We start from the raw sequence: 21425 nt of genomic DNA, 5'->3' as shown, positions 1-21425 counted from the left end.
TTGGCTTGGGGCTTCTTCAACCCGGAAGTCCTGGATGTGGGAGGCGTCTTGAAGTCGTGCCTCAGCGTTCCGGCTTCTGGAGAGTCAGGCGTCTTGGGTCCAGCCTTCAGGATCTGATGATCAGGGAACGAGCAGACCGTTGATGCGCCGCGCCAGCTCCCGGTCCAGGCTGGAGAGACCGCCGGGATCGTGGGTGGTGAGATCGATCACCACGCGGTTGTAGACGTTGCTCCACTCCGGATGGTGACCGAGGGTTTCCGCCAGCAGGGCCACCCGGGCCATGAAGCCGAAAGCGGCGCTGAAATCAGCGAACACGAAGGCGCGCTGCAATTTGCCGTTGATCACGCTCCAGCCCGGCAACTGGGCGGGCAGCGCCCTGATCTCTTCAGGGGTGAGCAATTGGGCCGCCATGACAGGTCCGCAGAACAGTGTTGTCACCAGGATGGCAACCAGGCTGAAGTGCGCCAGCCGGCGGAAGCGTCGCAACGGGCCAGGCCGGCTCCCACGCTCAGTCATCCGCCTCACAGAGGTCATGGAGGCGATCGATCAGGAGGTCGAGTTCGGTGTCACTGTCGGCATCGCCGCCCAGGCGCAGGCGCCGCTGCACCTCGCCATTGAGCCTTTCGCCGCTGCGCAGCGCCAGCAGGGTGGCGGGGGAGGCACTGGCCACCGGTGGCCGAAGCTCCGCCGGCGTTGCTAAGCGGGAATCAGGCGGGCTGCTGGCCAGGGAGGTGATTGCGGCAGTGAGGGCGGCGACGGAGCTGTGCAACTGGCTGATCTCCTGCCGCAGGCGCACCATTTCCGCCGTCAGCTGATCGTTGCAGCCATTGCTGGGCTCTGCAGGTGGCCCGGCTGCATACCACCCAGGGGCGGGCGGAATCTGTGCCGGGGTGGATGGGGCGCTCTCCATCGCCTCACTTTGCCGTGGCCTTACCTTGCCGTGGCGAGGCGCTGCCGCAGCGAGGCGCGGGCACACCCTCTTGACGCCCGCCTCACGGGGCTTGAGCCGGCCCTGCTCATTCCCCCAACAGATGGAGGCTGAGCTCACGGCAGCTGCCGGCGGCGCGGTGCTCCCACAGGTAGACCGCCTGCCACGTGCCGAGCATCAGGCGGCCCTGGTCAAACGGCAGCGACAGGGTGCTGGCCGTCAGCGCCGTGCGCACATGGGCCGGCATGTCATCGGGGCCTTCGTCATCGTGCAGCCAGGCCCGCAGCTTGCCCGCCCCACTGAGTGGCCCCAGCCCTTCGTGCGGCACCAACGCCTGCAGAAAGGCGGACAGGTCCCGCAGCACCCGGGGATCGGCATTTTCGTTGATGATGAGACTGCAGCTGGTATGGCGCACCAGCATGTTGAGAACCCCTTGGCGCAGTCCGGACGTGGTCACGCAGGCTGCCAGCTGTGATGTCAGGTCGGTGAAGCCCTCACCAGTGGTGAAAACTCGCAGTTGAGACAAGCTCTGACGGAGCATGGAAAACAGGCCAGGCGGTCATGGTTGGGTCATCTTTAGTCCCTAGGGTTGCGCCATCACAACGGATTTCCAATGGCTCCCGTCCCTATGGCTCCATGGCGCGCAGCCCAGCTTCCCTTTTGCCTGATGGCGCTGCTCATGGTTCCCCTGGCGGGTGGGGTGCTGGCTGAAGGCGCAAACGCTCAACAGGTGATTCCGAAGCGGGAAGGAATGTGCCCACTCGGCTATGTCGACACCTTCAACGGCAAGTGCAGCACACTCGGTGTCGCCTCTTATACAGTGAGTCCACGAAATGGAGAAGACTGTCAGTCAGGCTGGATGAACATCGGAGGTGGCTATTGTCGCAAAAAGTAATCAATGGGTCTCGTGATTCTGGCCCGTTCCCTTCTGCCAGCGCACCAGTCCTGTGGTTACGGCAATCAGGGCAGCATGGCTGCGATCGCGGGCTCCGAGCTTGCGCCGGATCGCCTTCATGTGGGTGCGTACCGTTTCCACCGACACAAACAACTGGACAGCAATCTCCGCATTGCTGCAGCCTTTTACCAGCTTGCAGAGCACGTCGCGCTCGCGGGGGGTGAGCGGTGCCCGGTCCTCCGCCACGGAACTGGAAGTGCCCTGCCGCATCAACGTGAGCAGAGGGGCCTCCATGTAGATGCCGCCATCAAGAATCGCTTTAAGGGCCGTGATGATGTGGCCCCGGCCTACCAGGCGCTCCAGGCAGATGCCATCACTGCCGCAGGCGAGCGCCTCTTGAAGCACGTCTGGGGTTTCGTGCTCTAGCAGCAGCAGGCAGGGAAGGTCGGGGTGGCGATGCTTGAGTGTACGAATGAAGGCCATGCCCGTACTCCCCTCAAGGGATTCGCTCACCAGCACCAGATCGGGCACGCGCTGTTGAAGATGATGGAGTCCGGCTGCTTCAGTGGTGGCGCCATCCAGTGAGCTGAGCACACCTTCCAGCAGCAGGTGCAAGTGGCCGATCATCAAGCGCCGTGCGCTCACGCACAGCAATGAACGGCGGGCGAGCAGCTGGCAAGTCGCTTCATGGCGATCCAGGTTGGATTGAAACAACGGGTTGAGATCCATCAGCCCCTGGCAGAGACGGCCGCCTCTGACCGCAGCGGCACCAACGCCATCCGCAACCTGAGCAGAACAAAAAGGTGGCCCGGTTGAAGGAGGCCAGCCGGCCTTCCTGCCGACAGCTCAGGCTTCATCGGCAATGATGGAAAGAGGAAAGGATGTGCACGGCCTGTCAAAGGCGCATAAAACGAGTTCGTGTGAGGCTAGCCGTTGAGATCGTCAATGGCAGAAGAACTCCATAGCCATCACAACATCACTGTTTGAATGGGGTCCTTGTTTCTCAGTTTTTGAGCCACGTCATTCGCCTAGACCAACCGCGAGACAGGCCATCGCCTGGGAGCGCAGGGGGCCGGGTTCGGCGGCGCCGCGGATTGTGCCCACCATTGCCGGAAGCTGCCATGCCGCCGCCCGCTACAACGGCGCTGGTGGGGGGTGTAGCGAAAAGGCTCAGTAGTAGCGCTTCGGATTCTGGGAAATCGCCAGCTGCACCTCCTGCAGAAACAACACCAGCCCTACGATCAACATCAGCATCGCCAGCACGAAGGCCGGCACCAGGATCGCGGCGAGATCCAGAACTGCCACCGCACTCACGAACATGACCGCCACCACGGCGGCGATCAGCAGTGCCGTGAAGGTGATGCAGAGAATGGCGCGGTTGATCAGGAACATGCGCTTCCTCTGCACCTCCAGGGCAGTGCGCAAGCGGCGCGCTTCCAAGGTTGTGCCGCGCTCCAACGCCTCCTGCAGAACCCTGGTGCGGTCGACAATCCGTGCCAACCGCTGGGTGAACATGCTGAGCAGGCCAGTGATGCCCGTGAGCAGGAACACCGGCGCCACCGACAACTGAATCGCATAGGAGAGCTTGGCGACCGCTCCGGGGCTTTCGGCTCCGGCCGCGAGCGAAGCGATGTCCGGGCCGATCATCGCGTTCCACCAGAAGGTCTCCGCTGCCATTGTCAGGGTCAGCCCGGTTCTGCTTCGCCGTGATGACCACCATCCAGTGCCAGTACGAAGGTTCGCTCCGCTGCCAGGCCCTGCATGGTCCCTCCGGTTCCACGCTCCTCACCGACGCTCCGGTTGACAACGAAGGCAAAGGCGAACGCTTCTCGCCCACCGATCTGGTGGCCACGGCCCTGGCCACCTGCATCCTCACGGTGATGGGCATCACGGCCCAGCGGCACGGCTGGGCGCTGGAGGGCAGCCGAGCCCAGGTTGAGAAAACGATGACCCGCTCCGGGCGCCGCCGCATCGAGGCGCTCACGGTGTGGATCACCCTGCCCGACGGCCTGACGGCGGATCAGCGCCAGCTGCTGCAGCGCGCAGCGGAGAGCTGCCCGGTGAAGCAGAGCCTGGAAGGTGCGATGGCCATGGAACTGATCTGGGAACGCGACTGCCCGCCGGCCCCTGCCCATCAGCTGGCGTGATGAAGGCGGGCGCCATGCTGGCCATCGCCACCACAGCCCCGCCATGCCCGAGCCGGCCAACGCCCTGCAGCGCCTGCATGTCCACCTGAACGAAACCAGGTTGCTCGGATCGATCAGCAGCGCTCTCTACTACGACCAGAACACGGTGATGCCCGCCGCTGGGGCTGAATGGCGGGGAGAGCAACTGGCCTTGCTGGCCAGCCAGATCCATGCACGCCAGAGCAGCGCCCGCTATGCCGAGCTGGTGGGGGAAGCGGAGGCGGAGCTGGAGGCGGAAACGAAGGCAGAACTGGGGCCGTCTGTACCGACTGAACGGCGCCGCAACCTGCAGCTGGTCCGTCTCGAGCTGGAGCGGCAGCGCTGCCTCGACCCCGCACTGGTGGCAAGCCTGGCCAGAGCGCAATCGAAGGGCAACGCCCTCTGGCAAACCGCCCGGCGCCACAACGACTTCCCCACATTCGCCCCCGCCCTGGCGGAGCTGATTGCCCTGCGCCGGGAGCAGGCCGGGCAACTGGCCGCCGCCGAGGCGGTGCCCCGCAGCCCCTGGGAGGTGCTGGCCCAGCCGTTTGAACCTGACATCAGCAAGACGCGGCTGGAGGAGCTGTTCTCCCCGCTCAAAGCGACCCTGCCGGGCCTGCTGGAGCAGGTGGCCGCCGCCCCGGCTCAGCAGGGCGGGCTGAACGAGGCTGCCGCCGAGTTGCCGGAGGCGGAGCAAGAAAGCCTCTGCAGTGAGCTGCTCAACAGCTGGGGCTATGACCCGGCACGTTGCCAGCGCTCCCGTTCCGCCCACCCCTTTTCCTGCACGCTCGGCCCTCAGGATTTCCGCATCACCACGCGCGTGGTGCCCGGGCAGCCGTTCTCCTCCTTTCTGGCCACTGCCCACGAGTGGGGGCACTCGCTCTACGAGCAGGGCTTGCCCCGCAGCACCGATCACTACTTCCCCTGGCCGCTCGGCGAAGCCACGTCGATGGGGGTGCATGAGAGCCAGTCGCTGTTCTGGGAATGCCGGGTGGCCCGCGGCCGCGCCTTCGCCGCCCGTTGGCAGCCGCGCTTCGTGGCCGGCGCCGGCGGAGATCCCTGGGGCGGCGTCGATGGCTTCTGGCGAGCACTGAACCCGATGCGACCCGGTCCCACCCGCGTGGAGGCCGATGAACTGAGTTACGGCCTGCACATCGTGCTGCGCTTCGAGCTGGAGCTGGCCCTGCTGGAGGGGGGCCTGCCCGTGGCCGACCTGCCCGGGGAATGGAACCGCCGCATGGTGGAGCTGTTGGGCCTGCGCCCCGCCAGCGACAGCGAGGGCTGCCTTCAGGACATCCACTGGGCCGAAGGCCTGTTCGGCTACTTCCCCTCCTATGCCCTCGGGCACCTGATCAGTGCCCAGCTGGCCGCAGCGATGCAGCGGCAGATCGGGCCGATCGAAACTCATGTGGCCGCCGGCCAGGAGCGGGTGGTGCAGCAGTGGCTGGCCGCCCATGTCTGGCCGCTGGGGCGGGCGGTGAACGGGGAGGAGCTGGTGGAGCAGGTCACGGGGGAGCGTCTCAGCGCCGCACCCTTCCTCAGCTACCTGGAAGCCAAGGTGCAGCAGTTGCTGGCCAGCGCTCACCACTGAACCGGCGGCAAGAACAAGGAAAAACGCTGGCGGCAAGAGGTCTGAGGCAGAGGCCGCCAGGGTGCGCAGTGATCCGCGGCTGACGTTGAGAGCGGGCTGGTGCACTCCGTAGGATCAGCCGCGCCGCTCGTTTCCCACCTCCATGGCGAACATCGACCATCCGCCCAGCCGCACGATGCTCAACCTGCTGCACGTGCTGCCGGCCTTCGCCGACGAAGCGGAACTGCGGTTGAACACGATCGTCGAGCTCAATTCGATGACGATCAACAAATACGAACTGATCAACGAAACCGGCCACCTCAAACTCGACCGGGTGGGCTACTCCTCCCTGGCCTATCCCTTCGCCTACGGCTGCATCCCCCGCACCTGGGACGAAGACGGCGACCCGCTCGATATTGAGATCGTGGGTGTGACCGAGCCCCTGGTGCCCGGCAGCCTGGTGGAGGCCCGCATCATCGGCATCATGACCTTTGACGACGGCGGCGAAGTGGACGACAAGGTGATCGCCGTGATCGCCGATGACAAGCGCATGGATCACATCACCAGCTACGAGCAGCTGGGCGCCCACTGGCAGAAGGAAACCCACTACTACTGGGAGCACTACAAGGATCTGAAGAAGCCCGGCACCTGCAAAGTGAATGGATTCTTCGGCGTGGAGGAGGCCGTTCGCATCATCAAGCAATGCGAACAGCGCTACCTCGACACCATCGATGCCAAACTCGTGGGCTGAGGCCCTTCCACCGGCACCTGAATGCGCCCGATCTCAATGGTCCTTCCGCACCTTCGCAGTTCAGGGGCCTGCACCGGCGCTCTGGTGATCGGCCTGTGCGGCGCCACCCTGCTCGCAGGCACTGCTGCACTGGCACTCCCCAGCGCCAACTCGGCGGGCCCGGCCAGCTCGGCACCGAGCACGGCCACCCCGGAGGCCGTTCCGGCACCTGCGGACGCAGCGCCGGACGCCACAACACCCACAACCACGGCACCTGGGGCCGCACCTCCAGCCACCACTGCACCAACCACCGCAACCCCAGCCGCCGCCCCGGCAGTTCGGCCGGTCGTTGCCTCCCGCATCGTGTTGCGGCTGGGCAAGCGGGACATCCGCCTGGAGCGGGGCGGCAAGGTGTACGGCCCCTGGCCGGTGGCGATCGGTGATGCCCGCACACCCACGCCCACCGGCACCTTCCAGGTCACCAACAAGGTGGTTAATCCGGTCTACGCCAGCACCAGAACCGGCAAGGTGACTGGCACGGTGGGTCCGAACGGCCCGCTGGGCGATCGCTGGCTGGGATTTAAAACCGCCGGCCCCAACCAGTTCGGCATCCACGGCACCCCCAGCGCCTGGGCCTGGACGGTCAGCTCCCGGGCGGCGGTCACCAATGGCTGCGTGCGCATGTTCCACGAGCACGTGCGCAAACTCTTTGATCTGGTGGATGTGGGCACGCCGGTGGTGATCACCCGCTGAGCCCACGGGCCAGCGCCCGCGCCATGCCGTCGCGGCTGGCCATCCCCCGAAGCTCATCGGCGCGCAGGCCCGCCCATGGCACCCCGGCCGGCAACTTGGGCTGGGGACCATCGTCCTGCTCAAACACCGGCAACTGGCGCAGGCCGTTGGGGCTGAGCTGGTCCTCCAGCTGGGCCAGGCTGGCGCTGGCTGGCAGCCAGATCAGCTCGGCGCGCCGGCAGTCGCTCAGCGGCGCCGCTGCCCCCTGGCTGGTGATCACCCGCTGCAGATCCATCAGCGTGGCCAGGCCCACCACCCAACCGTCCTGCTCGATCAGCAGGCAATGGCCATGGGCCTGCACCAGCTGCCGCAGCGCTTCCCCGGCGGCGGTGTCCCCCGGCAGCACCAGCGGCAGCTCCGGCTCCAGCGCCTCGCCCACCAGCAGGGATGCCAGGCGGGCGCGCCGTTCCTCCTCCACCGGATCGGGCCCTAACAGGCCGGTATCCGCCAGACCATGCCAACGCTCCACCAGCACGGCGCTGAGCCCCGTGGCCGCCATCAGCGGCAGCACGATGCGGATGTCGTGGGTGAGCTCGAACAACAACAGCAAGGCTGTGAGCGGAGCCCTGGCACTGCCGGCCAGCACGGCGGCCATGCCCACCATGGCGTAGGCCGGCGGTTCGGCCACCGGCAGGCCGAAGCCGCTCTCGCCCAGCAGCTGCCCGTAGCAATTGCCCAGCACCGCTCCAAGAAACAACGCGGGGGCAAAGCCACCACCGACAAAGCCGCTGGCGTTGCTGAGGCCTGTGGCCAGCAACTTCACAGCCAACAGCGCCAGCAGGCTGGTGAAGGCCACGCCACCTTCCCGGCCCAGCAGGGCTTCGATCGTGTCGTAGCCCACGCCCAGCACCTGCGGAAAACCGAGCGCCATCACCCCCACTCCAAGGCCGCCCAGGGCGTTGACGAGCACGGATGGCAGGCGTTGCACCCGCCGTTGCACGGCGGCACTGCGGCCCGCGGCCAGGAGGCTCACCAGTGCCCATGACATCAAGCTGGCCACCACCCCCAGGCCCAGGTAAAGGGGCAGTTCCAGCGGTGAGCGCACGTCGTAGGCGGGCAGCCGGAAGATCGGCTGATCCCCCAGCGACAACTGCGTGACCAGGGAAGACGTGACCGCCGCCACCAACACGGCCCTGAGGCTGGGCCGGCCGGGGATGGTGCTGTAGGCCCCCTCAAAAGCGAAGAACACACCGGCGATCGGGGCCTGGAAGCCCGCCGCCAGGCCCGCCGCCACGCCGGCGGCCACCAGCGCCTTCTGGGAGTCGGGTGTGAGCCCAGCGCGCAACCCGAGCCAGAGACCGATGTTGCCACCGCTCTCCACACTGGGCCCTTCAGGCCCGAGTGAGGCCCCACTGCCGAGGCTGAGCGACGCGGCGATCAAGCGCAGCAGCGGCAGGCGTGGCGCCGCCGGCAGTACTCCGTCAGCCATCGCCATCAGGCTTGGCAGGCTGGGGCCCAGATCGCGCCCAAGCTGGCGCAGCAGCCCCACACACACGCCGCCCAGCACCGGCGCCAGCAGCACCGGCCAAGAGGTGAACCAACCGGCCAGGCCGCTGGCGGGAACCGGGAGCGGCAGCGGTACAGGCGGCAGCGGCGGCGGTGGCAGAAAGCCGATGCCCCCGAGGCCGATCAGCACCAGCGCCTTCAGCGGGGTGCCGGAGGGGGCTGAACTGGTGAAGATCTCCGGTGGAGTGGGGTCAGGCTGGGCGCTGCCCAGTAACCCCGTGCCCCACTCCACGAGCGTGCCGAACAGGAAATTGTTGATGAAACCCAGCAGGTAGTGGAAGCCCACCACGGCGGCGCCGGTGAGCACCCCCACCAGCGCCGCCCAGGCCAGCAGGCTCCACTGGAAGGGGAGCCCACGGCTGTCGCCCTCCCGCGGCTGAGGGCGGCCGGCCGGTTCAAGCCTCGGGCCTGACAGCTGCAAAAATCTCCTCCAGGATCTCGCCCGCCCCTTCACTGCGCAGGGTGTGGGCCAGGGAGATGCCAATGGCCTCCGGGTCGGCTTGGTCGCCGCGGGCCTCGTTGCGGAGCAGGCGCAGGCCGTCAAGGCTGGCCACCATGCCCGTGAGCACCAGGTCGTCGCCGTCGAAGCGGCTGTTCACGCCGATCGGCACCTGGCAACCGCCTTCGAGCTGGCGCAGGAAGGCCCGCTCCGCCAGGCAGCGGCGGGCCGTGGGGAGGTGCTCCAGCACCTTGATCGTATCCAGCACGGCGCTGTCGCCCTCGCGGCATTCGATGCCCAGGGCCCCCTGACCCACGGCGTGCAGGGAGATCGAGGGGTCGATCAGTTCATGGATGCGGCCAGCCAGCCCCAGCCTGCCCAGACCGGCGGCCGCCAGGATCAGGCAGTCGTAGTTGCCGGCATCCAGCTTTTCCAGCCGGGTGATCACATTGCCGCGCACGTCCTTGAAGGTGAGATGGGGGTAGTGGTGGCGCAGCTGGGCGAGCCGGCGCAGCGAGCTGGTGCCCACCACGCTCCCTTCCGGCAGGGTGGCCAGGCTCTTGTCGGCATGGCGGCTGTGCACCACCAGGGCATCGGCGGGGTCCTCCCGCTCGGTGACGCAGCCAAGCATCAGCCCCTCGGGGAGGTTGGTGGGCAGATCCTTGAGGCTGTGGACGGCGATGTCGGCCTGATCCACCAGCATCTGGGCTTCCAGTTCCTTGGTGAACAGGCCCTTGTCGCCAATTTTGGCCAGCGCCACATCAAGGATCTTGTCACCCTGGGTGGCCATGGCCTCGATGCTGATCTCCAGCGAGGGATGGGCAGCGGAGAGGGCATCGCGCACCCAGTGGGTCTGCACCATCGCCAGCTGGCTGCGGCGGGAGGCAATGCGCAGGGTGGAGCCGGCCATCACGTCAGTCCTCACGTCGGCGTCTCGGCCGTTTCACAGCCGCCCAGCCTAAGGACAGGCCGGCCGCCGCCCAGGTGACATAACAGGACGCCTGATCAACCAGGCGACACGGGGTCTGGATCAGGCGAAGAAATCGAGCGGGAACGGGCCCCAGGTGTCTTCCGCCTCTGGCGCCACGCTGTTGTGGCCGGTGATCAGCAGGCCACTGCCCAGACCAGCTTCCAAGCGGACCAGAAACAGACCGGTGCGTTGGTTGCCCTTGAGAAACACCGGGCCGCCCTCAGCGGCGAGATCCGCTGCGTTGGCATCCGAGGCGGCATGGCCAGGCGTCTCAGAGCCAGGCGCCTGCAGGGGCTGCCAGCCCAGGGCGTTCTCGCAGGCACGCAGGGACGCCACGGCGAGGGAGGCAGAGGGCGCCATCACCCCGACCGTGAACCACTCACAGGCCGCCAGCCGTTGGTTCAATTCGCTGCGCAGCGCCTGGCGAGCCGCAGCGGGCAGCTCCGGCGCCGTGCGCAGGCCACAGAGTTCGGCGAGCGAGCTGAGCGAGGCAGGAGAGGTCAAGGCGTTCGCTCCAGGGAAAGGGCACTCTGCCGGGGAGCGCAGCACTTGAGGCTCACGGCGCAGATGCTGAACCAGATGAAGCCAACACAGGCGCCGGCCACCATGTCCGTGGGCCAGTGCACCCGGCAGTAGAGGGTGCTCAGCCACACCAGGGCGACCCACAGCGATGCGCCCAGATACAGGGGCCGTCGCAAGCGGGGATAGAGAGAGGTGAGGATCATGCACATCAGGAAATAAAACACCACGGCGCCGGCGGCATGACCGCTGGGAAAGCTGCGGCCGATCACCTCCACCAGGCGCTCGGGCGGCCGGGAACGGTCGAAGTAGGGCTTGAGCCAGCGATCGATAATCAGCAGAATTCCTGCCGTGCCGACGGCCAGCCAGCGCAGGTCGTTCCAGGCGCGCTTGGTGTAGAGAAACCACAGGGCCGCCGCTACCAGCACGGCGGTGAAGCGGGTGCCGCTGAGCTTGTAGATCAGCACCAACAGTGAACCGAGCTGGGCAGGGATCACCTGAGCCAGCCAGTCGAGAATGGCGATATCAAGCTCGGGGCGCTTCTCGTGAACCACCGTGGCCTCCATCCAGGCCACCAGCGCCACGGCGATCAGGCAGAGGAGCAGCCTGGGAACGCCGAACAGCCGGCACCAGCGGCTGAAGCGCTTCAAGAACCGCTGGCGCCGGAGCGGCGCCCGGAGCGGTCTGCCGTTGCCGGCCCTGGCACGTACCGGAGCAGCCGGTGATTGCCGCGGCTGGCCAGGGTCTTCACCTGCCCACCATCTGCGGCGAGGTTGGCGAGCTTGCGTTGTTCGCCGAACACCAGCACGCTGGCCGGCTGGCTGTCCTGCAAGCCGCGCCGTGCTCCCTTGACGCTGTCAAAGAACTGCACTGGCCGGCCGCTGTAGAACACCACGCTGTAGCGCCTGTAGCCCACCACAAGCAGCGGTTCCCGGGGGCGGGCCAGCTGACCGGCCAGAACAGCGAGTTCCCGCACCGGCTGCTGCCGTTCCCGTTCCATCAACGGGGCAAGGCCGGGAACCACCAGCAGCAACACACCGGCAAACGCTGCCACATCCGGCAGCCACAGGTGCTGCAGCGGGCCGCGCCGCAGCAGCTGCACGATCATCGCCAGCGCGGCAAGCCCCAGCAGACCGCCCAGCAACTGCGGCAAGCCTGAGCTGGTGAGAGCCTTGGCAAAACCGGGATAGGCGGGATCGGAAGCGGCCCAACGCGGGGCCACCACCGCGGCAGCTGCCATCACTGCCAGCAGCAACGCGTTCAGCCAGCCAAACAGCCGCTGCCAGGGGTCGGCGACCGGCACGGCCGCCACTGGCACGGCGGCCACTGGCACGTCCGCAACCGGCACGCCCACAGACGGCAGTGGCTGCCAGAAGAGCGCCACCAGCAAGGCGCCGGCGGGAATCAGCGGGAGAATGTAGCCGGCGAGTTTGGTGCTGGCGGCGGAGAAGAACACCAGCACCACCAGGAACCAGATCAGGCAGAACGGGGCCAGCTGGGCAGTGCGGGGCTGCTGGCGCCAGTGGCCCAGCTGCCAGTAGCGCAGCCGCACGATGGCCAACGGCAGGAACAGCGACCACGGCAGCAGCAGGATCACGCACCAGGGCAGATAGAAATACCAGGGGCCGGAATGGCCATACAGCACCGAGGTGTAGCGCTGCAGGTTGCTGAATCCGAAGAAGCCGCTGAGGAAGTCGGCGCCATTCACCTTTGCCGCCAGCAGATACCAGGGGCTCCCCACCGCCAGGAAGAGCCCAGCCATCTGCAGCATCGGCATCTGCCGCAGCACGGCGAACAGCTGGCCCTGGCAGAGCAGGAAGGCCACGATCACGGCCCCCGGCAGCACCAGGCCCAGCGGGCCTTTGGCCAGCACCGCAATGGCGCTGAACACAGGCATCGCCACGTAACCGACGCGGCGCAGCACAGGCCTGTCCGCCTGGCTGTAAGCCAGGAAAAAGCCGAACAGCGACAGCGTGATGGCGCTCGATAGGAACATGTCGGTGACGGAGCTGCGCCCCCAGCCCACCCAGGCGGGATTCAGCGCCAGCAACACCGCAGCCAGCCAGCTGCGCCGCCAGCGGGCCGGTGTGGCTTCGCCTTCAGCGAGCAGCCACAGCAGCACAAACCCCGCCACTACCACCAGGCTCGCCATCAGCGCCACCGGCAGCCGGGCGGCCCAGGCACTGATGCCGAAGAGGCGGAAGCTCAGGGCCACCATCCAGTACCCCCAGACCGGGTAGTCAAAAAACGGCTCGCCGTTCCAGTGGGGGGTGATCCAGTCGTTGCGTAGCAACATCTCCCGGCCCACTTCCACGAAGAGGGCTTCGGTCTTGTCCATCAAGCTGAGGGTGCCCAGCTGGTTGAAGAAAGCCAGCCAGCAGAGCAGCAGCAGACCGGCGGCAGACACCAAGGCCAGGCGGGCCGGTCGCGCCTGCAGCGAGGAGATCAAGAGCATGCCATCAGGAGGCGGGCTGGGGCGGAAGGGAGCAGCCACAGGCAGGCCGGCAATGGGGCAGAGCTGGGGCGGCACTGGGGCAGATCGGATTTCAACACATCAGGTCGGAGCCGAGAAGGGTCCGGTCCAAGGGAAGTCTGAGCCATGGCAATCAAACCCATGATAATTAAACCCAAGGCAATCAGATCCAAGCAGAACAGTTGCGCTCAGGGGGTGTTCCAGACGAAACGGGACGAGGCGGCATAGTTCCACACAAACACCACGGCAATGCCGGCGATCTGGGCAAAGAGGGTGTCATTGGCTACGCGTGCATAAAAGACACTGGCCAGGCCGATGTTCGCGAGCATCGGTAGCGAGGCCACCACCAGAAACTTGACAAGCCCGGCCAGCAGCTGTAAGCCCTTGAGGCGAAGATGGCGGAAGGTGAGGGTGTTGTTGACCAAATAGTTGCTGCAGGCCGAGGCGATCACAGCCGGCGGCAACGAGGCCACGAAGGAAAAGCCCAGCAGGATCAACAGATTGGATATCAGCAACTGCACGCCGATCCCTGACAAGCCAACCAGAGCAAAACTCACGGCGCGTCGTGGAACCATGCGTAACAAGAGCGTATGGATGATCGAAACGCCGAAATCCCACAGCACGGAGATGTCCAGCTTGGAACTTCCATACGTGCGGGGCTGGAAGGTGAGCGGGATTTCTTCGATCATCAGATTCCCGCGGCTGATCGATAGAAGTTCATAGAGAAACTTGAACCCCTGCGAATCCACCTGCCGGATCATCGGCAGACAGCGGTCAAGCCGCAAGGCAAAGAAGCCACTCATGAAGTCACTGAGCTGGCGGTAGCGCGGCAGGGTGAAGCGTGCCAGGCGATTCGCCAGCACCGATCCCCCTTCCCGCTTGTCGCTCAAGCCCTTGATGGAGGCATCGGGGTGAAAGCGGCTGCCAATCACAAGATCAGCGTTGCGGGCGATCAACAGATCCAGCGCCGCCGCCACCGCCGCAGGCTCATGCTGGCCATCGCAATCCATCACGACGGCGAGATCGCCGGTGCTGTCGAGCAGGCCCTCCTTGATGGCACTGGAGAGGCCTGAGCGCCCCACACGGCGAATGAGGCGCAGGCAAGGCTCACCGTGTGCCATTTGCTTGACGAAATCGGCAGTTCCATCAGCGGAGTCGTCGTCGACGACGATCAACTCCAGCTGAAAGCGATCACGCAGGGCGAGCAGCTGCTGGAGGATGGGCTGGATGTTCTGCCGCTCGTTGAAGGTGGGCAGCACGATGGTGACCCTCGCTGCCGGAGAAGATCCGGCAGACGCGACGACCGATGCGGGCAAAACGGAAGGGATGCTGACGTTCGGAGACTACTTGATGTACTCCTTGAGCACTCCGTTGCGATTGGGGTGCCGCAGTTTGCGCAGCGCCTTGGCTTCAATCTGGCGGATGCGCTCACGGGTCACATCAAAGATCTGTCCGATCTCCTCGAGGGTTTTCATCCTGCCGTCGTCGAGGCCGTAGCGCAGGCGCAACACATCACGCTCCCGGGGACTGAGGGTGGCGAGCACGCCTTCAAGGTCCTCACGCAGCAGGTTCTTGGCCACATCCTGCTCAGGATTCTCGATATCAGCCTCGATGAAATCGCCGAGACGGGAATCTTCCTCCTTGCCGATGGGAGTTTCCAGGGAGATGGGCAGCTGGGCGGATTTAGCGATGAAGCGAAGCTTCTCGATCGTCATCTCCATGCTTTCTGCAATCTCTTCCTCCGTGGGCTTGCGGCCGAATTCTTGGCTGAGAACCTTGGTGGTTTTCTTGATGCGGGAAATCGTTTCGTAAAGGTGAACAGGCAGCCGGATCGTGCGGCTCTGATCGGCGATGGCACGGGTGATCGCCTGCCGAATCCACCAAGTGGCGTAGGTGGAGAACTTGTACCCCTTTTCGTGATCGAACTTCTCAGCAGCGCGGATCAGGCCGAGACTGCCTTCCTGGATCAGATCCTGGAAGGAAAGGCCACGGTTCATGTACTTCTTGGCGATCGACACCACCAGCCGCAGGTTCGACTGCACCATCTTTTCTTTGGCACGCCGTCCGAGCATCAGGCGGCGGCGGAATTTCACCAGCGGCATGTCCACCAGGACAGCCCATTCCTTGGTATCGGGATAGTGGGCGTTGTCCTGTTCGAACTGGGCTGCGAGCTCCTCAAGGTGCAGGAGATCGGCGATCTTGCGGGCCAGCTCGATCTCTTCATCGGGGCGCAGCAGGCGGATGCGACCGATCTCCTGCAGGTAAACGCGGATCGAATCTTCGGTGTACACCCCCTTGGGGCCCACCTTGATGCTGGCCAGGGCCTTGGCGGAGGCCGCCTTGGCCTCCTTCTTGGCCTTGGCGCTGTCGTCGGCCTGGGCAAGCAGCTCGTCGGCGATGCCATCGAGATCGGGCGACTCGGCCTCCTCGGTGTCCACCACGACCAAAGCATCTTTGGCGGGAGCCGGGACCACCTTGGCGGCTTTGGCCGCCGCTGGCTTGCGGGTGCGGGTGGCTTTGGGCTTGGCGTCAGCCGCAGCTTTGACAGCCGCCGTTGCCTTTACGGCAGCCGCCGGCTCACCATCGGCAGGGGCGGCGGCCGCGGCGGGCTTGGACCTGCTTTTGACGGCCTTCGCCGGTTTGGCCGGGATCAGCGTTTCCTCACCATTGGGTGAAGACACCGCCAGGATCGTTGCAGCAGGAATCTTGGGCTTGGCCGCAGCAGCTGGGCTCATAGGGGGAAGGGCGAAACGGGTGGAAAACGAAGGCTGGGAGAAGCGTTCAGGAGAGGTCGACCCGTTGGCGTAATGGCATCGACGACAACCACCCTGCCGAGGCCCAGCGGCAATTGCCGAAGTGCCAGGCACGATGGGAAATCGAGCGCCCTAACGAGATGGAACCAGACCGGAAACGACAACGGCGGCACGGAGGCCAGAGCAGGGCTGTCAGGGGTGGTCGCAGACCCAGCAGCCCTGCGGAGCAAAGTCCGTGTGGCTGGCTTCGGATCTTCCCTCTGGACGGAACTCTGCCTGGTTCCGACAGCAGCCAGTTGGACTGCTCAACCTGATCACCTTAAGAAACACCCATGGGGTTTGCAAGGCAAACGCGACAGGTCGTCGCGGCTGATGCACCCGGTCCGCCCTCCACGGCTGTGATCTATTGGCAAGTCTGGGTGGAAGCCGGCCGTGAAGGCCGCATTTTCACCTATGCCAATCCCCAGCATCTTGAGCTGGCCGCCGGCGATCTGGTGCGGGTGCCGCTGCGCGGACGGCCCCATGTGGGTCTGGTGGTGGAGGCGCTCCAGGTGCTTCCCACCGATCTGCCGGTGGCACGGCTGTTGGCGATCACCGCCCTGCACCAGCGCGCCGCTGTGGATCCCCACTGGCAGGAGTTGTTGCAGGAGGTGGCTCGCCAGTGCCACACCACGGTGTTCAAAACGCTCAAATCCGCCCTGCCACCCGGCTGGCTGGGCCAGTCGCGCCCATCGCAGCCGGCCGGGCCGCGCCCGCTCAGCTGGGTGAGCGCCGTCGAGGGGGTGGTAGTTGCCACGCCAAGGCAGCAGCAATTGCTGGAGGCCCTGCAGCAGCACGGGGGAGGGGCCTGGCTGCGCGATGTCTGCGGCGGATGGGGCTTCAGTCGTTCTGTGGTGGACGGCCTGCGCCGTGGCGGCGGGGTGTCCGTCACGGCCCGCCTGCCGGGCCTGGAGGCCGCCGGCCCGCCCCGCGGGCCTGCAGCGGCCAGCGCCACGGTTGCCGCCAGCAGCAGCGACAGCGAGCCGCGAGCGCTCAACACGGCCCAGCAGCAGGCTCTGGCGGCGATCCTGGCCTCACCGCCCGGCAGTGAGCTGCTGCTCTGGGGCGTCACCGGCTCGGGCAAGACCGAGGTGTATCTCCAGGCCGCCGCCGCCACGCTGGCGGCCGGCAGCAGCGTGCTGCTGCTCACCCCGGAAATCGGCCTGATCCCCCAGCTGCTGGATCGCTGCCGCACCCGCTTCGGCACCGGCGTTCTCGAATTCCACAGCGGCGTGAGCGACGCCGGGCGGGTCTTGGTGTGGCGCCGCTGCCTGGCGGCCCGCCGCGGCGAGCCGTTGCTGGTGGTGGGCACCCGTTCCGCTGTGTTCCTGCCGTTGCAACCGATCGGCCTGATCGTGCTCGACGAGGAACACGACACCTCCTACAAACAGGACGCCCCCATGCCCTGTTACCACTGCCGTGACGTGGCGCGGATCCGCTGCCGCAGCGGCAGCCGCCTGTTGCTCGGCAGCGCCACCCCCTCCCTGGAAACCTGGCTGGCCTGCCACCCGCTCAGCTCTCTCCGCAAAAGCGACGCCAGGCGCCCAGCCACCACCCTGCTGCGGCTGCCCGACCGCATCGGCGGCGCCCAGACGCCACGGGTGAGTGTGGTGGACATGCGGCTGGAACTGGCCGATGGCCACCGGCGCCTGATCAGCCGGGCCCTGATGGAACGGCTGGAGCAGGTGCGGGAGCGTGGGGAACAGGCGGTGGTGCTGGTGCCGCGGCGTGGCTACAGCAGCTTTCTCAGCTGCCGCAGCTGCGGTGAGGTGGTGCAGTGCCCCCACTGCGATGTGGCGCTCACCGTGCACCGCCAGCGCGAGGGCCGCGCCTGGCTGCGCTGCCACTGGTGCGACCACCGCCAAGAGATCACCGAGCGCTGCGGCCACTGCGGTTCCACCGCCTTCAAACCGTTCGGAGCCGGGACCCAGCGGGTGATCGAGCAACTGGAGGGGGAGCTGGAAGGGCTGCGGGTGCTCCGCTTCGACCGCGACACCACCCGCGGCCGTGACGGACACCGGCGTCTGCTGGCCGCCTTCGCCGCTGGTGAGGCGGACGTGCTGGTGGGCACCCAGATGCTGGCCAAGGGCATGGACCTGCCCCAGGTGACCCTGGCGGCGGTGCTGGCCGCCGATGGGCTGCTGCACCGGCCCGATCTGCGCGCCGCAGAACAGTGCCTGCAGTTGCTGCTGCAGCTCGCGGGCCGGGCCGGTCGCGGCGAGCGGCCGGGATCGGTGCTGGTGCAGACCTACAGCCCCGACCATCCAGTGATCTGCCACCTGATCGATGGCCATTACGAGCGTTTCCTCGACGAGGAACTGCAGCTCCGCCATCAGGCCCGGTTGGTGCCTTTCAGCCGCGCCTGCCTGCTGCGCTTTGCCGGCGGCTCCGCCAGCGCCACAGCCACCACCGCCGCCGCCCTGGCGGAGCGGGTGCGCCCGGCGGTGCAGGCGGCAGGCTGGGAGCTGATCGGGCCGGCGCCGGCACCGGTGGCGCGGGTGGCCGGTCGGCACCGCTGGCAGCTGCTGTTGCATGGGCCGGCCGGCACGCCGTTGCCGCTGCCCGAGGAGCAGATGCTGCGGCAGGGCCTCGACGGCCGGGTGACGCTCAGCATCGATCCTGATCCGATGGAGCTCTGAACGGGCCCTCAGTGCTCAAGGTCATTCCCGTCGCTGGCAGGCGGCACGGGCAGCTCGGGCCAGCCAAACCCCGCCGACCAACGCAACCGCTGCAGGGCGAGAACAGCACTGAGCAGAAGCAGGATCACCAGCCCACCGAGGCCCAGCAGGCTCCAGCGCCAGGTGTGCAGCTCCAAGCGATTGGCGGCGCCGGTGGCGAGGGGCCAGCGCACGCCGGATCCTTCGCGGGCGGGCGGCCGGGGGGTGGCCTGGCGCACGGCAGCAGGAGATACCGGGCGGAGCAACATCTGCAGATCGAGCCCCGGAACGGCGTCGAGAGCCTGGAGATCGAGCTCCAGCCACAGGTGCTGGCGCACGCCTACCAGCCAGTTCCGCTCACTGAGTTCAAGGCGGGGCGGGGGCAGCTCCACCCCGATCCGTTCAGCAGCCAGGGCCATGGTGCGTGCCAGCAGAGCCTGAATCTCCGCCGCCGGCAGAGACGGGCTGCGCAGCACCTGGCGCGGGCCGTCACCGCTCACGCTCAGGCGACCACCAGGATCGCCCTCCCGCAGGGCCGTGGCGAAGCGTTGCTGCCAGGGAAGCTGGCGGCCGGTGTCGCTGCTCCAGACCTGGGTGAGCTGCAGCCGCCCCGGGCCCGTGAACTGCAGCTGCGTGTCCACCCGCAGGCATCCGCTCAGCAGGGTGAGCAGCAGCAGCACCACCAGCGCGACGACAGCAAAACCAAGCGGCTGGCGCGTGGGCCCCACCGGCGGCGGCGGCGGCTCGGGCGGCCGGTCACGGAGCGGCGTCCAGCGGCTGGCTGATTTCAGTCGGCCCTCCAGGGGTTCTGCCGCGCCGAGGCTCGGCAAGGTGAGAGACCAATTGGCCGGCCGCTGCAACGCCGGGGCATCGAGAATCATCTGCAGATCCCTCGCCTGCAGACGCAGCTCGGCGTCGGTGCTGGCCTGGAGGCTGCGGCAGCAGGCCTGGGCAGCGGCGGTGTCGCCCTGGCCGATCCAGGCGGTGACCATCAACAGACGCAGCTGGCCGCCGAACGGGGAACTGGGTGGGTGCTGGTCGGCCAGGGGTTGGAGCAAGCGCAGGCACTGGCCGTAATCACCGCGATCGAGAGCGCGGCGCGCGCTCAGTAAGGGCTCATCCTCCATGGCCAGGCAAGCCGGAGCGGCGAACGGGCACGACGGGCGCGGCGCCCTGCTGCGAGCGGCCAACCACCATCGTGCCGATGCCGGCATCGGTGAACACCTCGAGCAACAGGGCGTGGGGGACCCGGCCATCGACGATGTGGGCCGCCCCCACCCCCTGGGCCAGGGCGCGGATGCAGCATTCGGTCTTGGGGGTCATGCCGCCGGCCACCACGCCGCTGGCGATCAGTTCGCGGGCCTGGGCCAGGGTCAGCTGGCGCAGCAAGGAGCTGGGATCGTCCCGGTTGGCAAGGATGCCGGGCGTATCGGTGAGCAGGATCAGCTTTTCGGCCTGCAGGGCAGCGGCCAGTTCGCCCGCCACCGTGTCGGCGTTGATGTTGTGGGCCTGGCCCTCGGCGTTGGCGGCCACACTGGAGATCACCGGGATGTAGCCCGCGTCGAGCAGGGGAGTGAGCACGGCGGGGTTGACGGCAGCCACATCCCCCACCAACCCGTGGGAACCGCCACCCCAGGCTCGAGCCTCCACCAGCCCCCCGTCGCTGCCGGAGAGCCCCACGGCCCGACCACCCAGCCGGTTGAGGCCGTTGACAATCTGCTTGTTGACGCGGCCCACCAGGACCATCTCCACCACATCCATGGTGGTGGCATCGGTGACGCGCAGGCCATCACGGAACTGGGGCTCGATCGCCAGGCGAGAGAGCCACTGATTGATCTCCGGGCCACCGCCGTGGACCACCACCGGCCGGACCCCCACGCAGGCGAGCAGGGCCAGATCGCGGAACACTGCCTCCTGCAGCGACTTGTGGGCCATGGCCGCACCGCCGTACTTCACGACCACGCGGCGGCCAGCGAAGCGCTGGATGTAGGGGAGGGCTTCGCTGAGGACGGAGACCCGCAGGCTGTCCTCCGTACTGATCAAGGGGTCCTGGCTCAATGCACTGCGGGGTGATGAAGGGTGAAGTGAATGCGGTGACGGGGCCGGGATCGAAGCGCCGGCCGGGATCAGGTCACAGCCCCAGGGGCAACGGGGGCCGCGGGATGCAGCGCCAACTCCAACAAGGAGGCATCAAGTGGCCGCAACTCGGCGGTGAGACCCGGGCCGAAGAAACGGCCGAGCCGATCCTGCCTGGCCTGCCAGCGCTCCAGGCTCACCCCGTTGAGGCGGAAGCGCAGGATCAGGCCATAGGCGCCGCCCAGCTCCACCTCAGCCACGCTCAGCAGTTCGGGGGGGCTGTCCTCGTCCCAGAGCTTGAGGGCCTCAAGGGAGGATTCCAGGTGGGCCTTTTGGCCGTAGCGCCAACGGGTCACATCCTTGAGCAGCTTGCGTAGCGGCTCGCTGGCCGGCTCTTCCCGCAGGCTCTGGAGGGTGGCCGGGGGTGTGAGTCGCTCGGCAGGCGGCAACTCCGAGGATTTCAGCGCCAGGCCGCCCAACAACACAGGGATGCCATAGAAGACGCCCGCCAAGCTGATGTTCGGGCTGTCGGTGACGTACGCGATCGAACCGATCACGGTGAGCACCGCTCCGAGAATCGTGAGCAGGCTGCCGGGCGAGGTGAGGGCTTGCATGGCTCCATCCTCCAGCAAAGCCGTGCAGGATGGAGAGGCAACGCCAGCGATCCGTTTCCATGTCCCTGTCGCCGCCTGCCGACAGCCCCGATCCTGCGGTGGCCACCAGCGCTGATGCCGGGCCTGCACCGAGCAACCGGGTGCTGCTCGATCAGCTCACGGAAGACCGGCTCTGGCTGCTGCGCCAGATCGATGCGGGCCGCTGGAGTGAGCTGCGCCTTGACCTGGCAGCCCTGGAACGGGAACTCGGCCAGATGCTCGACCAGGCCAGCGAAAAGCTGCAACCCGACTGACCTGCT

At 66.9% G+C, this 21425-nt stretch carries 21 protein-coding genes; 6 read left to right on the top strand and 15 right to left on the bottom strand.

Translation table 11 applies throughout. The features are described from left to right. Positions 1-120: 120 nt before the first annotated feature. The 5 genes from KBY97_RS02410 to KBY97_RS02385 form a co-directional block, all read right to left on the bottom strand. The gene (locus KBY97_RS02410; protein ID WP_255145092.1) at positions 121-411 is read right to left on the bottom strand and encodes a 4a-hydroxytetrahydrobiopterin dehydratase; all 291 of its coding nucleotides are present in this window, start codon (positions 409-411) and stop codon (positions 121-123) included. Positions 412-508: 97 nt separating this feature from the next. Continuing rightward, a complete protein-coding gene (locus tag KBY97_RS02405) occupies positions 509-1048 on the bottom strand; it encodes a hypothetical protein (protein WP_255145091.1) in 540 nt (179 codons plus the stop codon). Next, complete coding sequence (locus KBY97_RS02400; protein WP_255145090.1) at positions 1017-1385, bottom strand: secondary thiamine-phosphate synthase enzyme YjbQ; 369 nt, start codon at positions 1383-1385, stop codon at positions 1017-1019. Before KBY97_RS02400 ends, KBY97_RS02405 begins: the two co-directional genes overlap by 32 nt. A gap of 438 nt (positions 1386-1823) precedes the next feature. Further along, a complete protein-coding gene (locus KBY97_RS02390; protein WP_255145088.1) occupies positions 1824-2552 on the bottom strand; it encodes a response regulator transcription factor in 729 nt (242 codons plus the stop codon). Positions 2553-2993: 441 nt separating this feature from the next. Next, positions 2994-3500 carry a DUF2721 domain-containing protein gene (locus tag KBY97_RS02385; protein WP_315857131.1) on the bottom strand — a complete coding sequence of 169 codons (507 nt, stop codon included), beginning with the start codon at positions 3498-3500 and terminating at the stop codon, positions 2994-2996. 32 nt (positions 3501-3532) lie between these two features. Here KBY97_RS02385 and KBY97_RS02380 point away from each other — a divergent pair, with 32 nt between their 5' ends. From KBY97_RS02380 to KBY97_RS02365, 4 genes are all read left to right on the top strand, one after another. Next, positions 3533-3970, top strand: coding sequence for an OsmC family protein (locus KBY97_RS02380; protein ID WP_255145087.1), 438 nt, complete (start codon positions 3533-3535; stop codon positions 3968-3970). 43 nt (positions 3971-4013) lie between these two features. Continuing rightward, a complete protein-coding gene (locus KBY97_RS02375) occupies positions 4014-5579 on the top strand; it encodes a carboxypeptidase M32 (RefSeq protein WP_255145086.1) in 1566 nt (521 codons plus the stop codon). Between the two features lie 142 nt (positions 5580-5721). Continuing rightward, complete coding sequence (locus KBY97_RS02370) at positions 5722-6309, top strand: inorganic diphosphatase (protein ID WP_255145085.1); 588 nt, start codon at positions 5722-5724, stop codon at positions 6307-6309. Positions 6310-6345: 36 nt separating this feature from the next. Then, positions 6346-7041, top strand: coding sequence for a L,D-transpeptidase (locus tag KBY97_RS02365; protein WP_255145084.1), 696 nt, complete (start codon positions 6346-6348; stop codon positions 7039-7041). Here KBY97_RS02365 and KBY97_RS02360 read toward each other — a convergent pair. The 7 genes from KBY97_RS02360 to rpoD all read right to left on the bottom strand — a co-directional run bounded on the left by KBY97_RS02360 (position 7031) and on the right by rpoD (position 15722). Next, entirely contained in the window at positions 7031-9007 is a 1977-nt protein-coding gene (locus tag KBY97_RS02360) for a chloride channel protein (RefSeq protein WP_255145083.1), read from the bottom strand. The two genes, KBY97_RS02365 and KBY97_RS02360, sit on opposite strands and share 11 nt — an antisense overlap. Beyond that, positions 8982-9935: a hydroxymethylbilane synthase gene (gene hemC, locus KBY97_RS02355; RefSeq protein ID WP_255145082.1), complete on the bottom strand. Its 954-nt coding sequence runs from the start codon at positions 9933-9935 to the stop codon at positions 8982-8984. Before hemC ends, KBY97_RS02360 begins: the two co-directional genes overlap by 26 nt. Positions 9936-10055: 120 nt before the next feature. Next, complete coding sequence (locus KBY97_RS02350; protein ID WP_255145081.1) at positions 10056-10499, bottom strand: DUF1824 family protein; 444 nt, start codon at positions 10497-10499, stop codon at positions 10056-10058. Further along, positions 10496-11164 carry a phosphatase PAP2 family protein gene (locus KBY97_RS02345; RefSeq protein ID WP_255145080.1) on the bottom strand — a complete coding sequence of 223 codons (669 nt, stop codon included), beginning with the start codon at positions 11162-11164 and terminating at the stop codon, positions 10496-10498. The genes KBY97_RS02350 and KBY97_RS02345 overlap by 4 nt, the downstream gene beginning before the upstream one ends. After that, positions 11161-12969 (bottom strand): glycosyltransferase family 39 protein, encoded by a 1809-nt coding sequence (locus KBY97_RS02340; RefSeq protein ID WP_255145079.1) that lies wholly within the window; start codon positions 12967-12969, stop codon positions 11161-11163. Before KBY97_RS02340 ends, KBY97_RS02345 begins: the two co-directional genes overlap by 4 nt. A gap of 206 nt (positions 12970-13175) precedes the next feature. Beyond that, positions 13176-14303 carry a glycosyltransferase family 2 protein gene (locus KBY97_RS02335; RefSeq protein ID WP_255145078.1) on the bottom strand — a complete coding sequence of 376 codons (1128 nt, stop codon included), beginning with the start codon at positions 14301-14303 and terminating at the stop codon, positions 13176-13178. A 27-nt stretch (positions 14304-14330) separates the two neighbouring features. After that, a complete protein-coding gene (gene rpoD / locus KBY97_RS02330; protein WP_255145077.1) occupies positions 14331-15722 on the bottom strand; it encodes an RNA polymerase sigma factor RpoD in 1392 nt (463 codons plus the stop codon). A 350-nt stretch (positions 15723-16072) separates the two neighbouring features. Here rpoD and priA point away from each other — a divergent pair, with 350 nt between their 5' ends. After that, positions 16073-18418, top strand: a complete 2346-nt coding sequence (gene priA / locus KBY97_RS02325; protein WP_399217130.1) for a primosomal protein N' — start codon at positions 16073-16075, stop codon at positions 18416-18418. Between the two features lie 8 nt (positions 18419-18426). Here the strand turns inward: priA and KBY97_RS02320 are convergent, their stop codons facing one another. From KBY97_RS02320 to KBY97_RS02310, 3 genes are all read right to left on the bottom strand, one after another. Beyond that, positions 18427-19563 carry a DUF3153 domain-containing protein gene (locus KBY97_RS02320; protein WP_255145075.1) on the bottom strand — a complete coding sequence of 379 codons (1137 nt, stop codon included), beginning with the start codon at positions 19561-19563 and terminating at the stop codon, positions 18427-18429. Then, on the bottom strand, positions 19553-20494 hold the full coding sequence (gene argB, locus KBY97_RS02315) for an acetylglutamate kinase (RefSeq protein ID WP_255145074.1): 942 nt from the start codon (positions 20492-20494) through the stop codon (positions 19553-19555). The genes KBY97_RS02320 and argB overlap by 11 nt, the downstream gene beginning before the upstream one ends. A gap of 68 nt (positions 20495-20562) precedes the next feature. After that, positions 20563-21126, bottom strand: a complete 564-nt coding sequence (locus KBY97_RS02310) for a DUF2854 domain-containing protein (protein ID WP_255145073.1) — start codon at positions 21124-21126, stop codon at positions 20563-20565. 59 nt (positions 21127-21185) lie between these two features. On the opposite strand from KBY97_RS02310, the gene KBY97_RS02305 reads away from it, so the two are divergent. Beyond that, positions 21186-21419, top strand: coding sequence for a hypothetical protein (locus KBY97_RS02305; protein ID WP_255145072.1), 234 nt, complete (start codon positions 21186-21188; stop codon positions 21417-21419). Positions 21420-21425: the final 6 nt, after the last annotated feature.

It is taken from the genome of Synechococcus sp. ATX 2A4, assembly GCF_024346375.1.
Lineage (GTDB): Bacteria > Cyanobacteriota > Cyanobacteriia > PCC-6307 > Cyanobiaceae > MW101C3.
This window is presented reverse-complemented; position numbering and strand designations above follow the sequence as displayed.